Genomic DNA, 16,137 nt, shown 5'->3' on the forward strand with positions numbered 1-16,137 from the left:
GCATACTATATCCCAATGTGGATGTGTTTTTTGTTGTTTACTTACATGATTATAACTAGTTCTTTGCTAGTGCCGCCTCTATTTTATGCCGAAAATGACGTGTTAATATTCCCCTTTATTCACAAAGAATGAGGACTCTAAACCAGTCGTGGATACTTGTTTAAAATCTACCGTATCTGACATGAGCACGCCTCCAATTTCCCAATTATTTCTTAACGACGGGAATCCACATTTCGCCGTAAACGGAGCCATTGCGCGTGCCCATCTCAACCGTTGCATTCGGCCCGCCAACATAAGCAAAGTCTTTAGCTTCCGGCAGGATTTGACCAAAAGCGATACCCGTAAGCGTATTACTCAGAGCATCTGCTGTCTCCGCTTCTCCTTGGATAACTAGGTAATCTCCCTTAGGGAACTGAATGACACGGGTAGCATCAGGTAGAGTTTCATCCGTTAGCACACCAGCATAATGCATCATTTTGTGGTTTACAGCTTCGTTCACAGCAAAAATGTAATCATTCTTGGCTACCGCTTTGAGCGCATCCAGCCTTCCATCTTCTTGAACCGCATGCCAGAAGTCCAGTTTTTCCTTGTTAATCCCAGCATAATCGGTATAGTGGCTTTTCAGATCCGTTCCCATGCCTAATACGGTAAAGCTTTCTTTTTGCTCAAGAGTGTAATTTCCCATTTTTTCAACCGTCCTTTTTTTAGAGGTATTTTCTAAATAGTGTTTCTTTCGCTTGATGAGTTTATAATAACTTTTAATCATGTCAAAAAGTGAAACTGTTTAGGAGGCTGTCGTGAAAAAAGTTGAACGGATTAACCTCATTATGCGGTACATCAATAATCGAGCCTCCTTCACCATTTCCGAAATTATGCGGGAATTCGGTATTTCCCGTTCAACAGCTATTCGGGATATCAGAGAGATCGAAGCTATGGGGATGCCGCTCATCGCTGAAGTGGGTAGAGATGGTGGCTATTTCGTCATGAGTAATTCTGTCTTGCCACCGGTTCGTTTTACGGACACAGAGATTAAGGCTCTTTTTATTGCCTTCATGGCAACACGTAACCAGCAGCTTCCTTACCTGAAGAGTCGACAGTCTCTGGCTGAGAAATTGTTAGGGCTTATCTCGCAAAGCCATCAGGATGATCTTATTCTCCTTAATCGAATCTTACTGTTCGAAGGAACCAACCCCAATAATCCGGATCTACTGGAGTTATCAGACCTTCCTCACCCTATATTGGAGAAACTGATTCAGATTCTTCTGTTGGAAAGTTACTTATGGATCACGATTAGAGAAGGGGATGTCATCAAGTCTTATCCAATCTATCTCTTGCATCTCTATCGCGAGAAGAGCATTTGGTTAATTGAAGGCTTTGATTTAAGAGAAGAGAAACGACGCCTTTTCCCCGTCGATTACCTTACCGATGTAGAACCGTACTCCGTGAATAAGAGGTTGAGTCGTAAGAAGATCCAAGAGAAGCTGCGGAAGGAAGAAGAAGCATTTAACATTGTCCTTGAGCTTGGATCTAAGGCAATAGAACAGTTTAAAAAATATCATCCTCTACAAGTCTCTATTTCCTATATTGACCCTTTTCAATCAAGAGCGATTGTAAAAACACACGTCAATGGTGACCATGCAGAAGATCTTGTCGAAATGCTCAATTGGCTGTTGTTCTTGGGTGAAGATATCAAGTTCAGAACGTTGCCAGAAGGTTTGGCAGATGCTTTGCATATAAGACTGACCCGCTGGAGCAATTGATCAATGTCTTTCATGTGAACGGTACTATTCTCATTTTGAATGCGATAGTCGTTAGAACGGTTCCGCTGAATAAACACAATATCTATTCCATAGCTTCCATTGCGTGGCTTCAGCACAACGCTTGGATATTGCAGAAGCATGTTCTTTAACGAATTCTGCGTAAGCAATTGTGTTGCTGGCATAAGTGAACATTCGTCTAGATTTGAGGAGTTGGATTAATGAATGCATGAGAAGGATGAGCCAAAAACTATTAACTCTTATATAATGAGATAACGTCTATACATGAAGGGACTGAACTATGCGCAGATATCAATATTTTAAACCTAACTATTAAATATAATGGAGGTAAAAGTATTGATTACAGAGCTAAACACAGAACGTTTGCATTTAAGAAAGATGAAGGAGTCGGATTCACCCAGCTTGTTCAACATTTGGTCTGACCCAGTTGTCACGAAGTTTATGAATATTAGTCCGTTTACGGACGAGGCACAAGCAGTCGCCATGATTCATCTACTAGATGATCTATCCAGAGACAAGAAAGCCATCCGTTTTTCTATTATCGAAAAGAATTCAAATCAAATCATAGGTTCCTGCGGTTTTAACTCCTTGGATTATGATCATTATAGAGCAGAGATTGGTTATGACCTCGCTCAATCACACTGGGGAAGAGGATTCGCCTCCGAATCAATCCGTGCCATGTTAGAGCATGGGTACTCTATCTTGAAGATGAATCGCATCGAAGCTAAGGTAGATCCGGATAATGTGAATTCAATCAAGCTTCTAGAGAAGCTGGGCTTCACCTGTGAAGGAACACTTCGGCAGTATGAGAGAGTAGAAGGTACGTTTAAGGATATTCATATGTACTCCAAACTAAGTTCAGATTGAATCTAGTAAGAAAGCCCCTCTGTAATTCGGAGGGGCTTTTGCCGATGAATAGAATAGAAGGAATTTACCCCAATAATAGTTAAGATGATGGGCAGTTTACGCTCTTCTAACAGTCTTAAAAATGAGTCATATTTATATGTAATTTCAGCCAAAATTTTTACCAAAAAGGTTACGGTTTATTCGTTTACTGCCAACCTTTTCGGTGTTATACTCTCAATATTCCAAGAAAGAATTTTGTGAAAATTTGTCGAATTGGAGCTTATGTAGGATGATGAAAGGTGCACAACATGGCGAAACGATCATCCTTATTCCATCGCTTGAGCCAGATGAGAGACTTCCGCTCTATGTGAAGCAATTGCGAGAATATGGCTTGACTCATATTGTTATTGTGGATGATGGATCTGGTGAAGCATACCAGCCAATCTTCGAGGAACTGCATGATAACGGTTGTGTCCTACTTCGCCATTCGAAGAATCAAGGTAAAGGTGATGCACTGAAGACTGGTTTTCAATACATTAGCCAAAACTGTGATCCCTCTGCCTTTGTAGTCACGGCTGATTCGGATGGACAGCATGCTGCAGAGGATGTATACCGTCTTGCTGTGGAGGCTAGGCGCCATCCTGATGCGCTAGTTCTTGGCGTAAGGAACTTCAGCGAGGGAGGAATCCCACCGAAGTCGTTGCTGGGCAACCGGATGACCTCGTTCATTTTTGCAATGTTATATGGTAAGAAGCTGTCAGATACCCAGACCGGGCTCCGCGCCTTCGGCCCAGGGTTACTTGCATTTATGCAGGAGGTTCGTGGCTCTCGCTTCGAATATGAGCTGCAGATGCTCATTTCCTGCATTCAGTCTGGTATACCCATTCATACGATGCCGATCCAGGTCATCTACGAGAATGGTAATGCAGGTACACATTTCAAAGCTGTTCAGGATAGCGCTCGGGTGATGGGCGTGTTATTCTCTAACTTTTTCCGCTTTATTTCATCGTCAGTAGCCAGTTCCGTCGTGGATTTGGGTATTGCTTGGTTTTTGATTGATTTCTTAAGACCTATATTAGGAGAGCAACACTATTTAAGAATTCTACTAGCTACAGTCATTGCGAGAGTTATTTCGATTGCGGTTAATTATGTATTGAATAGACATTTTGTATTTCGCAAAGAGGACAGCCAAGGCAGTCTATGGCGGTATTTATCGCTGTGCGGCTTAGTAATTTTGCTTTCTAGTACAGGTGTATATGTATTCCATACTATTTTCTACATAGATGAGAAGATAGCGAAATTCGTCTGTGATGCCTTGTTGTTCCTGCTTAGCTTTCAGTTGCAGCGTAGATGGGTATTTGCAGCAAGGAGGAAGCAGTTGTAGTGCAAAACGAGAAACGGCAAAACATCTTTTTTGTCATCACCATGATCTTAATGACGATCTACTTACTATGGCGTATGTTCTTTACACTGCCGTGGGGCGAGGGCGTGCTAAATGTCATTTTCGGCATGCTGCTCATTGTAGCGGAAACAGTAACTGTACTTACAACCTTTGAATTGTTCTTTCAAAAAATGCAAAAGAAGCGTACACAGCTTGATTTTCCCATTGTACCGCCAGAGTACTATCCACATGTGGACGTATTTATTGCGACCCATAATGAGCCGGTCGATCTGTTGTATAAGACGGTGAATGCCTGTACATTCATGGATTATCCGGATAAGCAGAAGGTTCATATCTATTTATGTGATGATGGGGCAAGGCCTGAGGTGGAGGAGCTTGCCAATCAATTTGGTGTCGGATATTTAGGCTTTCCTGGCAATAAGGACGCCAAGTCCGGTAACTTGAATAATGCACTAAGCAAAACGACATCTCCGCTCATTGCTACCTTTGATGCGGATATGATTCCACAACATACTTTTCTAATGAAAACCGTCCCCTACTTCCTACTCTCTACATTCATCAAAGAGGGGGAGGAGTGGCGTCTTCGCCGAGAGGATGAAATGGATGAGAAGTTCAAGCTTGGACTGGTGCAGACACCACAGAGCTTCTATAATCCAGATCTATTCCAATTCAATCTGTACGCGGAGCAAGGGATTCCGAATGAACAGGATTTCTTCTCACGAGAGGTCAACATTCTGCGTAATGCTTCCAATGCAGTAGCGTATACCGGAAGTAACACGATTATTTCTAGACAAGGCATGGTAGACATCGGTGGTTTCCCACTGAATACGATCACGGAGGACTTCGAGACAAGCATTCGCTTGCAGCAAGAAGGGTATATCACCTATGCGACGCAAGAGGTTCAGGCTGCGGGGCAGACAACAACCACGGTTCCGAGCATGATAAAGCAGCGAATCCGTTGGGCGAGGGGCATTATTCAGAGCTTGCAGAATACCCGTGCTCCCTTTTCCGAGAAGCTTCCATTCTGGACGAGAGTGACCTATGTGAGCAGTTTCTTATACTGGTGGTCGTTCTTTAACCGATTAATTTTCATTTTGTCACCGATTTTGTTTGCGTTATTCGATTTCCAGATCGTCAATACAACCTTCTGGCAGATTTTAATATTCTGGCTCCCGTCGTATTTCTTCTATAGTCTGTCCATGCGTTACTTGTCTAGTAACATACGGAATCAACGCTGGAGTCAGGTTATTGATACGATATTTATGCCCTATCTCATATGGCCGGTAATCCTTGAAACGTTAGGGATTCGGGAGAAGAAGTTCAAGGTTACGAACAAAAGCAGGTCTAACGGTCGAAAGTGGATGTCTACGCTGTTATATGCGCTTCCGCATATTTTCCTACTCCTGTTATCCATTGCCGCCATCATCCGGTATGCAAGCGGAAAGTATGGTATTGCCCTATTTTTCAGTAGCATCATTATCTTCTGGTTAGTTCATAACATGATTGCGCTATGCTATGCCTTATTCTTCATGATTGGCCGACGTGCGTATCGGGAGACAGAACGTATTCGGGCACAGGAGGATGTAACCATCCGTTACAAAGCAAGAAATTTGCAGTACGAGGCCAAGACCGTCGATGTATCCGAGCAAGGCATTGCCTTCTATGTTCCCTATCCGATCTATTTGCCCGAAAAAGAGACCATCTCTCTCGTTGTAAAAAGCGAACGGTATGAGGCGAATCTAGATGCGGTCATCGTATATGTGAAACAGGATGGAGCGGGCTGGCGCTATTCAGCAACGGTACAACCGATTAACGAGACAGACAACCGCCAGTACATGCAGATTATTTATGATCGTAAGCACTCGCTGCCTGAACAGATGAACCTCTGGGATACGGCGTATGACGATATGCTACGTAATGTGAAAAAGCGGGTTGTTCAGCAGCGTTCGGATCAGCGGAAAATGCCGCGTCTTTCGATGGAGCTTCCGGTCACGTTTACGAATCATTCAGGCTGTATTCTGCGCAGCTTCAACTATCGTTTCTTCTCGGCGACGGGTCTACATGACAATATTTCCGCTGGATCCATCGTTACGTTTATGACCAAAAGCAATATTGAAGTGATTCTGAAACATACCGGCAATACAACTGCCAATCATCGTGAAGTGCTTCTCTCCGTTGAGAATATCGATGATATCGTGGAGCGCGGCCTTATTAATCAATTGTTGAATGATTTGACTCCCCCACAATCCGAGAGTTTCATCCGAGAGGGTTAGGAGAGATAGAGATGCTCAGTTTGCTTCAATTTGTGATGGGAGTTTTGTTGATAATCTCCTTTGTTGGTTATATGCAGTTTGTTCGGAAGGTACTTTTACTGCGCTGGGAGTTCATCCCGATTTTTGTTTTCTCCGCCATAGCTTGCATTGTATTTTTGATTGGCTTGGTAGGTCAGCTGTTTATAGGTAGCATCGTGGTGCTGATTATCGGTCTGTTGCTGTTTCGAGATACAGTGGCGCAAGCTGTACGAATCGGGGCAAAGCCGCAATTCATGTTCTCGCTATTCCAGCTTAGCTTTCTAGGCGGAACGTTTATCTTTTTGCTGATTCTGTTCCAAAATGAATTAACACACTACGATAACTTTTCGCACTGGGCGATTGTGTTGAAGCAGATGCTCAGTACCAATGCGTTTCCGACGCCGGATTCCGACCTGATCGATTTCAAAAACTATCCGCTCGGGACATCGTCGTTTATCTATTACGTCTGCCGGTTCATGGGACATACCCAGTCCACGATGTTGCTGGCACAGGCGCTGCTGATCTTTTCCTGTTTCTATGCGATGTTTGGTGTGGTGTCAGAGAAGAAAAGATTCCTGCTGTATGCCTTTCTGGGGTTCGGTTTATCGACACTGTCCTTCTTCAACCTGACGATTCGTATCACCAACCTGCTGGTGGATTTCTTGCTTCCGATCTATGCACTTGCCATTCTGGCAGCGATCTATCAGTATCGTCATGACCTCAAGCGGGCGTGCATCATTGTTCTTCCGCTGGCGGGTGTGCTGACGGTGATCAAGAGTACGGGGATTATCTTTGCAGCAATTGGTCTAATCTTTCTGGTATACACCTGGCTTAGAAATAAGCAACGCTCGAACTGGAAAATCGGTCTGGGTGTGATTGGTACAATTGTTGGGGCATTGTTGCCGTATTTCGGCTGGAGCTGGCGTATGTCTACGGTGTTTCAAGGAATAGACAACAAGTTCGAGGGCGCAGGTTCGGCGCTCAAAGCTGGCAAAACGGCAGAGCAGAAGTGGGAGATTCTGACGCTCTTCTTGAAATCAAGTATAGATATTACGACAAGACCCGTGATCGGTATCGTGCTCTTTCAGCTTGTGGCGATTGCAGCTTCCATTGTGGCTTACACGGTTCTCAAAAAGAAGTGGAACCTGTGGAAAGTGCTGATTGCCCTGAATGTTGTGTTGCTACTGTATTATGCAGGGATACTGGCGCTCTATCTCTTCTCCATGCCGGTGGATGAAGCGGTGAGATTGGCTGGATTTGAACGTTATGCTTCCAGTATTGTCGTTCTCTTTGCGGGCGGATTAGTGCTCTGTGCTGCCGTTGACATTGAGCGTTCGTTTCACTATCGGATCGGTGAAGTACCAGACTTCAAGGCGTTCAGATCGGTTCAGTCGAAGGGACATTATCAAAAAGGAATCATCGCATGTATGGCACTTGCAGGCACTATTTTATTGTCGGAATACAATGGTATGGCCTCCATTGCGAATAGCTATGATACGACACTTCCCTATAAAATTCATGCGGTGACGGGTGATCGGTGGTACGCAGGCGGTCAAGAAGATACACAGCGGTATCTCTTCTACGGCTCCGACCGTGACCAACAGGTTACGAATTATTACATGCAGTATGTCGGCAAATACTTCTTGTATGCACCGCATGTGGACGGCATCGTGTTGTTCTATGAGGATAACATGGACAACCTGCTGAGCAACTATGATTATCTGGTAGTCGTCGAGACTGATCTCAATGCCAAGTACCTGCTGAAGAAGCATTACGGAATCGACATGCAGGAGGGTATCTATAAAATTACCCGTTCTGGAGAACAGATTGTTCTTACGTTAACGTAGATCATGTTCTAATATAAGACCGGGTTACCATTTCTGGTTAAATAGTGTAAAATGGATAGAGAAGAGGATATACGGCGTTAAGCTTGTATAGCCTCTTTTTTGCATAGGAGTAAGTAATCTACTGATCATTGGAAGAGTATAGCCGAGTCGTATAGGTGAACATGACGTAACTTAAAGGAATGGGAGGATATGGGCAATGAAACCTTTTAAACTGCTTCTAGTCATCATGTATATCCTAACAAGTGTGACTATAATATGGTTTACAAGTATTGAAGGATCGGCAAAATATATGGCGGTATTAATCCCAATATTTCTGTATGCATCAGTTATGAAGATCTATCAGCATAAGCAACAAAGTGAATAAACGAGATTGAGCTAGATTATTTCTATATATCAAAAAGAGAATAAACCCCTGTCTATGAAGACAGGGGTTTATTCCACGAAAATTCATAGCCTCATTTTCGGAACCATTTCAGCTATTCGATCTCATATGTATAAAGCAACCAGCCTAATGAGCACCATGAACGTGATATCGGCCCTTCGGTACAACGAGAGGAGATCCTGAGATTGGGTCTTCAATAACCGTGCAATCTAGTCCAAAAATATCTTTGACCTGCTCGCTTGTAACAACCTCTGTAGGCGTGCCTTCAGCGACAAGCTTTCCAGTGTGGAGTGCAAAGATATAGTCTGCATAACGTGCAGATAAGTTGATGTCATGAAGCACCATAACAATCGTTGTTCCGTGTGTGCGATTTAGTTCAGTAAGCAGGTCAAGAATCTCCACTTGATAGGTAATGTCCAAGAACGTCGTCGGTTCATCCAGAAACAGAATGTCGGTCTGCTGCGCTAATGCCATGGCGATCCAGACACGCTGACGTTGACCGCCGGAGAGCTCGTCGATGTTATGATTGGCGAACTCGGTAATATTCATAAGGGTCATTGCTTCGGCAACCGCCTCGTAATCCTTCTTCGACCAACCACTAAACAAGGATTGGTGTGGAAATCTACCTCGACCGACGAGGTCGGCAACGGAAATACCTTCTGGAACAATGGGAGACTGCGGGAGAAGACCGATTACACGAGCCAATTGCTTGGGCGGAATCTTACCGATGGCTTTGCCATCCAGCGTAATACTGCCAGATGTCGGCTTAATGAGCCTAGCCATCGTTTTCAGGAGCGTGGATTTACCACAACCATTAGAACCGATAATCACGCTTATTTTATTGCTGGGAATAACCAGATCGACGCCATGAATGATCGTTTTGTTGTCATATCCAGCAACAAGTTGTTTGGCTTCGAACACATGTGTTGGTTTCATTATAATTCCCCCTTTCGATTCATTCGCATTAACAGGAAGATCAGATACGGTGCTCCGACTAGTCCAGTAATGACACCTACGGGGAATCTGTACTCAAAAGCAAACTGCCCGATCAGATCTGCGCCTAGAACGAGATTAATGCCAACCAGACCTGCGGGAATGCTGTTTAACGCACCCGCACCAACGAGCCTCTTCGCGATTGGTCCGGCAAGGAAGGAGACAAAGGCAATCGGGCCTGTAGTTGCTGTAGCAATAGCAACCATGCAAACAGAACTCACGATCAGAGCAATTCTAGTTCTGTCCGTGTCCACGCCGAGCGAGAATGCCGACTGTTCACCAAGCTCCAGGATGCTTAAATGTTTACCTAACAGAATGATAATCGGTGAGCAGATGAATACCGTAATCACCAGAGGCGGCAGTGCACTCATCTGAGAACCGTTGAGGCTGCCTGTAAGCCAGCGAATCGCAGCCGGAATATCTTTTTCGGAGCTAACTAGTAATAGATAGGATATGACCGCATCAAGCATCGCCTGGATTCCAATTCCGATTAGAATTAACCGTCCAATGGAGAACACTTTTCCTCTAGAGAGTACATAAATGAATAGCACGGTAGCCAGACCTGCAATTACTGAGGCTAAGGAAACGACTGCCCCACTCGCTTGAAGCACAACAATGCAAAAAACTGCTGCCGCACTGGAACCAGACGTTATACCGATCACATTAGGGTTCGCTAGCGGATTGCGTAACATGGTCTGAAAGGTATGCCCTGCAATACCGAATGCAAATCCGGCAAAGAGACCTGTTAACATCCGTGGTAAACGGATCGTATTTACGGCAAATGTAACACCCTTGATTTTCTCCCCCGAGAGGGAGGCGATAACATCTTTTACCGGATAAATGGTATTCCCAAGTAAAAGCATAGCGCAACATAACGCACAGGCTAGTGCAGCAAGAAGACTAGTGACGAGTATCCAGCGGCGACGTCTGTGACGTCTGCCCGCCATAATAAATTCAATGGATTGATCTCTCATAAGGATCGCACTTTCGATCGCATCGCTAGGATGATTAGTATTGGAGCGCCAATAAACGCTGTAACGACACCCACCTCAAGCTCCCCAGGGTTGCTGATGAGCCTGCCGCCAACGTCGGATATCGTCAAAATAATGGCTCCGGCAACGGCCGACATCGGTATGACAAATCGTAAGTCAGGCCCCAGAATCAGGCGAATGACATGTGTAGATAACAAGCCGATGAAGCCAATCGGTCCCGCAAGAGCTGTCGCTGCTCCGCACAATAGAACCCCTGCAAGTGCGGCAATGAAGCGCAGCGTTCCGGTTCGAACGCCGAGTCCTGTTGCAACATCGTCGCCTAGCGCCAGTGCATTGAGTGCGGGAGCCGTAAGCAATGCAATGATCACACCTACAATAAGGAACGGAATGAATGTACTGATTCCACTCCAAGTAGCGGAACCCACGCTTGCAACTTGCCAGAATCTAAATTGATCCATGACATAGGATCGTGGAATCATAATGGCAGTGACGAGGGAAGAAAGTGCGGCACTGATAGCCGCTCCGGCCAAAACAAGCTTAATGGGCGTGGCTCCGCCACGTCCCATGGAGCCAATACCGAATACGAACACAGCCGTAATTGCAGCCCCGGCGAGCGCTAGCCAGATATACTGATTAGCACTGCTGATGTTCAGGAACGCGATACCAAAAACCACAAACAAGGAAGCCCCTGTATTGACGCCTAATATGCTCGGGTCAGCAAGGGGGTTCCGAGTTACGGATTGCATCAGTGCTCCTGAAATGCCAAGAGCGGCTCCGCATAACAAACTGAAGACTGTTCGCGAAATCCGCTTGCGCACAATATTTGCTCCATAGGAGTCTACTTCCGGGTGAAATAATCCGTCGATTAACTCATGAAACCTCACTGGTCGAGAGCCGAAGACCAGTGAGGCAATTAGAGTTGCACCGAGCAGAATCACGCAAATGCTCAACACCAGAATGAAGTTCCTGGGCATATGTGCTCGTATGTGGTTATCATTCGAAACGGATGTATTATTCATTGACCTTGTCGATCGCTGCGCCAATGAGTTTCAGGTAATCATCAATGGTATAGGAAATGGACAGTGGGTTTGGTGTACCTGCAGCAACCAGAGGTGTATCTGCTTCAATAAATGCAACAGAGCCTCTTTGAACCGCAGGGATTTTGCCTAGAAGTGGATCAGCTTGAATAGCTTTCAACAACTCAGCATTTCCGTAACCAACGAGGATATCCGCATCGTTCAGAGCTTCTGCATTCTCTGCACTTAGGCTCAGAGAGTAGCTGTTAGGATCGGTAATGTGGCTAGTGATGCTATCTGGAATAACCAGTCCCAGCTCCTTCAAGAAAGCAACACGGGAATCTACAGGTGTATAGATGTGTAGTTTGGACATGTCTTCAGCGGAGAAGTTAACCCATACCACTTTTTTGTCTTTGATCTGTGGGTATGCACTGAGCTTCTCATTAATCATGTCTTCTGTATCTTTAATCAGTTGTTCGCCTTCTGCTTTCATACCCATACCTTCAGCGTTCAGGCTAACCTGTTCACGCCATGTTGTTGCCCATGGAGCTGTCGGATAAGCGACTACCGGAGCGATTTCACTTAGGAGATCATAGTCTTCTTGTGTAATGCCGGAATATGCAGCAAGGATCACGTCAGGGTTAGAGTCAGAAATAGCTTCAAAGTCCAGGCCGTCTGTATCCATGAATACGTTTGGATCAGTTACGCCAAGCTCTTCGAGCTTCTTAGCCGTCCAAGGCAGAAGTCCGCTGTCATCTTGTACACCGAAGTTTGCGGCAGAGAAGCCCACAGGAACTTGTCCAAGTGCAAGAACAACGTCATGGTTCGCCCATTGTACAGTAGCTACACGCTCAGGCTTTTCTTCAATAACGGTTTCGCCCAATGCATGTTTGATCGTAATTGGATAGCCTGCATTGTCATCTTCAGCGGCAGGTGTCGCTGTCTCTGTTTCAGTTGCTGTGGTGTCACTTACAGCAGGCGTAGCTGCAGGTTCTTCTGGCTTATTCCCGCACGCGGCTAATACCATAATCAGCATAAGTGAGATAAGGAGTGTTCCGATCGATAGCTTTTTCTTCGTGTTCATGTGTTTCCCCTTCCTGAACCCTTGAATGTATTGGATGGTGCTGAATCTCCGGCGTATGTAGCTAAACATGGAAGATTAAAGAGTGGAAATTCGAATAAGAACATAATAAAACGTTTTCTAACTATGATAATGATTATCAACGTCAATAAATATATCGCTTTTCTGGAGAGGGTGTCAATGAAAAATATGGATGTTAATCAATTCCATAACCTAGCCTGTGGGAAATAAAAAAACCGCAGGGCAAGTAGGATATACCTGCCGAGCGGTTTCGGTTCTACATTATTCTACCTCGATCTCCCTCACCGTTTCACCTTCTACCAATATGGGCTGATAGTAGGTATTTGTTGGCAGATCCTTTTTGCCTTGCAGCTTTTTAATCACCCAATCGGCAGCATCACGTCCCATTTGCTCTTGGGGATGGGTTAGCGTGGTGAGCCGGATATTAGCGTTCTTAGCAATGTACGAATTATCCTGACCGATGATGGACAACTCATGCGGAATGGAGATGTCCAGTTGCCGACAGGCGTTCACCACTTCAAGTCCCACTTCGTCGTTGTAGCAGACAATTGCGGTGAGTGAATCCCTATTTTCGTTCAGATACGCAGTCACATTGGAGGACAACTCAGGTTTGGATGCTGTATCAAACGAAAGCACCTGCTCGGGATGGAAACGTAATTTTGCTTCACCCAGCGCTTTGATGTATCCCTTCATCCGGTATTTGCCCTGTAAATCATCCATCTTCGCAATAATGCCAATCTGGGTATGACCTTTCGCGATCATCTCCCGGGTAGCGAGATAGCTAGACTGCACATCATCCAGACAGAAGAAAGGCACCTCCAGTTCTTCATAGAACGCATTAATCATCGTAAAGGGCACATCCTGCTCTTTGAATGACAGGTAATACGCGATGTTCGGGTTGTATAGATTGCTCTTGGTTGGTTCGACGATCAGACCATCGACGCCGTAGGAGAGCATCATTTCAAGTGCTTTTTTCTCCTGAGCGACATCATTGTTGGTGCTGGCGAGCAACAACGAGTAGTTATCCTCATTCAGACGACTCTCTATGCCACGGATAATGGATGGAAAGATATAGTCTGAGATATACGTCGTAATGACACCAATCGTTTTCTTCGACGTGTTGCCACCTGAGCGAGAGCGATACTGATTGCTTACATAGGTTCCTGAACCTTTTTCACTTCGCAAAAATCCCTCGTTAGACAATTCAAGAATGGCCTTCCGCACCGTCTGGCGACTTACATTATAGCTGTCTTGCAGAGCTGATTCTGTAGGAATCTGTTCGCCTATGCTATACGTTCCCGAGAGGATATGGCTCTTTATATCATCAATAATGACTTGGTATTTAGGCTTCACATATTCCACTTCTTTCATCATGACTTATCTATATTAACGTCTAGAGTTCAAATAGTTGTACGTACATATTCTAGCATGATTTGATTTAGATGAGAATGAAGCTGTACATTTTTCGCAATGTTGCGTACATTTCAGGCTAGATACAGTTGATGTGTACCTTACAGCATAACCCGTTTATCTGTCTACAAGACGCTATAATAGCAGGATACAGATCAATATGTGGTCTTTGTAAGTATAACTATAATATATAATTGACAAATGTACGTACAAAAAATATACTAAGGCTGTCAGATTAGGAAAGCGCATTCTTAGCAAAAGAGAGCATGACACTACTCCCTGATGGGGAGGAATCGTGTAAATAGGGATGCTTGGAACTGAATCATAGTGTGGATTACAGCCATTAACGTAAGTGAAGCAGCATTTTTCTAAGATGCTTCTTAATAGTGTGTTTTCAACAACATCTAATAGATATTATCCTTCGCACGTGAATGGCGACCAGAGAGGGGATACGCGGAATTATGAGTCATCTGGATATTAAAGAAGCCATTGCCAAGGGAGCTACCTCACTTGGGATTGAACTTGGATCAACGCGGATTAAAGCGGTGCTGATCGATGAGCGTTTTGAGACGATTGCGTCGGGCAGTTATGAGTGGGAGAACCTGCTGAAAGATGGATATTGGACGTACAACCAAGAGGACATTATCACAGGTCTACAGACGGCGTATCGCGAGATGAAAGAGGATGTGCAGCAGAAGTACGGCATTACGCTGACAACGATTGGATCGATCGGGTTCTCAGCGATGATGCATGGATACATTGCGCTAGATAAAGCAGGAGAATTGCTGGTGCCGTTCCGGACGTGGCGTAACTCGACTACTGGAGCAGCAGCGCGGGAATTAACCAACTTGTTGCAGTTCAATATTCCAGAACGCTGGAGTATTGCCCACCTGTACCAGGCCATTTTGAATCAAGAAGAGCATGTGCCTCAGATTGATTATATGACTACGCTGGCAGGTTACATCCACTGGTTACTGACAGGCAATAAAGCGATTGGAATCGGTGATGCATCCGGGATGTTCCCAATTGACGAAGCTACGCATAGCTATCATCCATCCATGGTAAACCAGTTCAACGAACATATCGCTGGCAAAGGGTATCCGTGGAAAGTAGAGGACTTGCTGCCTAAGGTATACCTCGCAGGTGAACATGCAGGTGAATTGAATGAAGCAGGAGCCAAGCTGCTTGATCCTTCAGGGGACTTGGTTACCGGTATTCCGCTCTGCGCGCCAGAGGGTGATGCAGGTACGGGTATGGTGGCGACGAACAGTGTGCGGAAACGTACAGGGAACATCTCCGTCGGCACATCCGTATTTGCGATGATCGTACTTGAGAAGGAATTGTCCAGTGTGTATCCCGAGATTGATATGGTAACTACCCCAGATGGTAGCCCGGTCGGCATGGTGCATGCCAACAACTGTTCCAGTGACATTAATGCGTGGATCGGACTGTTCCGTGAATTCGCTGAGGCAATGGGTATCGAGGTGGATTCCGGCAAACTGTTCAGCGTGTTGTTCAACAAGGCGTTAGAGGCTGATCCAGATGGCGGCGGATTGCTCAGCTACGGTTACTACTCGGGTGAAAATATTACAGGTCTGGAGCATGGTCGCCCATTGTTTGTCCGTTCTCCAGAGAGCAAGTTCAACCTGGCGAACTTTATGCGTACGCATCTGTTCAGTGCCTTTGGCGCACTCAAGATCGGTATGGATATTCTTACCGAGAAGGAGCAAGTGGCTATTGATAGCATTTTGGCACATGGCGGTCTGTTCAAAACGCCTGTGGTGGGGCAGCGAATTGTAGCGGCAGCGATGAACGTTCCGGTATCTGTCATGTCCACAGCTGGCGAAGGCGGCGCATGGGGTATGGCATTGCTCGCTTCGTATCTGATCAACCAAGGTGAGCAGGAGACATTGGATATTTTCCTAGAGCAGAAGGTATTCAAGGATGTGGAAGGTGTCGAAGTGGCACCGGAGGCAGCCGATGTGAAGGGATTCGAAGCATTTATCGAACGCTACCGGAGTGGACTCGCGATTGAGCACGCAGCTGTTGAGCATCTGGTAGAGAACGGGAGGGAATAA

At 45.3% G+C, this 16,137-nt stretch carries 12 protein-coding genes and 1 pseudogene; 6 read left to right on the plus strand and 7 right to left on the minus strand.

Annotated elements, in window-relative coordinates:
- Window positions 1-205: 205 nt before the first annotated feature.
- Window positions 206-685 carry a GyrI-like domain-containing protein gene (locus tag ASD24_RS27565; protein ID WP_056702962.1) on the minus strand — a complete coding sequence of 160 codons (480 nt, stop codon included), beginning with the start codon at window positions 683-685 and terminating at the stop codon, window positions 206-208.
- Between the two features lie 112 nt (window positions 686-797).
- Here ASD24_RS27565 and ASD24_RS27570 point away from each other — a divergent pair, with 112 nt between their 5' ends.
- Window positions 798-1,760 (plus strand): helix-turn-helix transcriptional regulator, encoded by a 963-nt coding sequence (locus ASD24_RS27570; protein ID WP_056702965.1) that lies wholly within the window; start codon window positions 798-800, stop codon window positions 1,758-1,760.
- A gap of 38 nt (window positions 1,761-1,798) precedes the next feature.
- On the opposite strand, the pseudogene ASD24_RS31555 reads toward ASD24_RS27570, so the two are convergent.
- Window positions 1,799-1,942 (minus strand): annotated as a pseudogene (locus ASD24_RS31555) (YheC/YheD family protein); the annotation flags it as partial.
- 172 nt (window positions 1,943-2,114) lie between these two features.
- Between ASD24_RS31555 and ASD24_RS27575 the strand changes: the two are divergent.
- The 4 genes from ASD24_RS27575 (at window position 2,115) to ASD24_RS27590 (ending at window position 8,164) form a co-directional block, all read left to right on the plus strand.
- Window positions 2,115-2,645 carry a GNAT family N-acetyltransferase gene (locus ASD24_RS27575; RefSeq protein ID WP_056702968.1) on the plus strand — a complete coding sequence of 177 codons (531 nt, stop codon included), beginning with the start codon at window positions 2,115-2,117 and terminating at the stop codon, window positions 2,643-2,645.
- A 268-nt stretch (window positions 2,646-2,913) separates the two neighbouring features.
- Window positions 2,914-4,008, plus strand: coding sequence for a bifunctional glycosyltransferase family 2/GtrA family protein (locus ASD24_RS27580; protein WP_056702971.1), 1,095 nt, complete (start codon window positions 2,914-2,916; stop codon window positions 4,006-4,008).
- On the plus strand, window positions 4,008-6,299 hold the full coding sequence (locus ASD24_RS27585) for a glycosyltransferase family 2 protein (protein WP_056702974.1): 2,292 nt from the start codon (window positions 4,008-4,010) through the stop codon (window positions 6,297-6,299). Before ASD24_RS27580 ends, ASD24_RS27585 begins: the two co-directional genes overlap by 1 nt.
- 11 nt (window positions 6,300-6,310) lie before the next feature.
- Window positions 6,311-8,164: a hypothetical protein gene (locus ASD24_RS27590; RefSeq protein ID WP_056702977.1), complete on the plus strand. Its 1,854-nt coding sequence runs from the start codon at window positions 6,311-6,313 to the stop codon at window positions 8,162-8,164.
- Between the two features lie 508 nt (window positions 8,165-8,672).
- Here the strand turns inward: ASD24_RS27590 and ASD24_RS27595 are convergent.
- From ASD24_RS27595 to ASD24_RS27620, 5 genes are all read right to left on the minus strand, one after another.
- Window positions 8,673-9,482, minus strand: a complete 810-nt coding sequence (locus ASD24_RS27595) for an ABC transporter ATP-binding protein (RefSeq protein ID WP_056702980.1) — start codon at window positions 9,480-9,482, stop codon at window positions 8,673-8,675.
- The gene (locus tag ASD24_RS27600; RefSeq protein WP_056702982.1) at window positions 9,482-10,513 is read right to left on the minus strand and encodes a FecCD family ABC transporter permease; all 1,032 of its coding nucleotides are present in this window, start codon (window positions 10,511-10,513) and stop codon (window positions 9,482-9,484) included. Before ASD24_RS27600 ends, ASD24_RS27595 begins: the two co-directional genes overlap by 1 nt.
- Window positions 10,510-11,550 (minus strand): FecCD family ABC transporter permease, encoded by a 1,041-nt coding sequence (locus ASD24_RS27605; protein WP_056702985.1) that lies wholly within the window; start codon window positions 11,548-11,550, stop codon window positions 10,510-10,512. The genes ASD24_RS27600 and ASD24_RS27605 overlap by 4 nt, the downstream gene beginning before the upstream one ends.
- Window positions 11,543-12,631 carry an iron-siderophore ABC transporter substrate-binding protein gene (locus ASD24_RS27610; RefSeq protein ID WP_056702989.1) on the minus strand — a complete coding sequence of 363 codons (1,089 nt, stop codon included), beginning with the start codon at window positions 12,629-12,631 and terminating at the stop codon, window positions 11,543-11,545. Before ASD24_RS27610 ends, ASD24_RS27605 begins: the two co-directional genes overlap by 8 nt.
- A gap of 279 nt (window positions 12,632-12,910) precedes the next feature.
- Window positions 12,911-14,002, minus strand: coding sequence for a GntR family transcriptional regulator (locus ASD24_RS27620; protein ID WP_056703539.1), 1,092 nt, complete (start codon window positions 14,000-14,002; stop codon window positions 12,911-12,913).
- A 518-nt stretch (window positions 14,003-14,520) separates the two neighbouring features.
- Between ASD24_RS27620 and ASD24_RS27625 the strand changes: the two genes are divergently transcribed.
- Entirely contained in the window at window positions 14,521-16,137 is a 1,617-nt protein-coding gene (locus ASD24_RS27625; RefSeq protein WP_056702994.1) for a xylulokinase, read from the plus strand.

Origin of the sequence: Paenibacillus sp. Root52 (assembly GCF_001426865.1) — a bacterium.
GTDB lineage: Bacteria > Bacillota > Bacilli > Paenibacillales > Paenibacillaceae > Paenibacillus.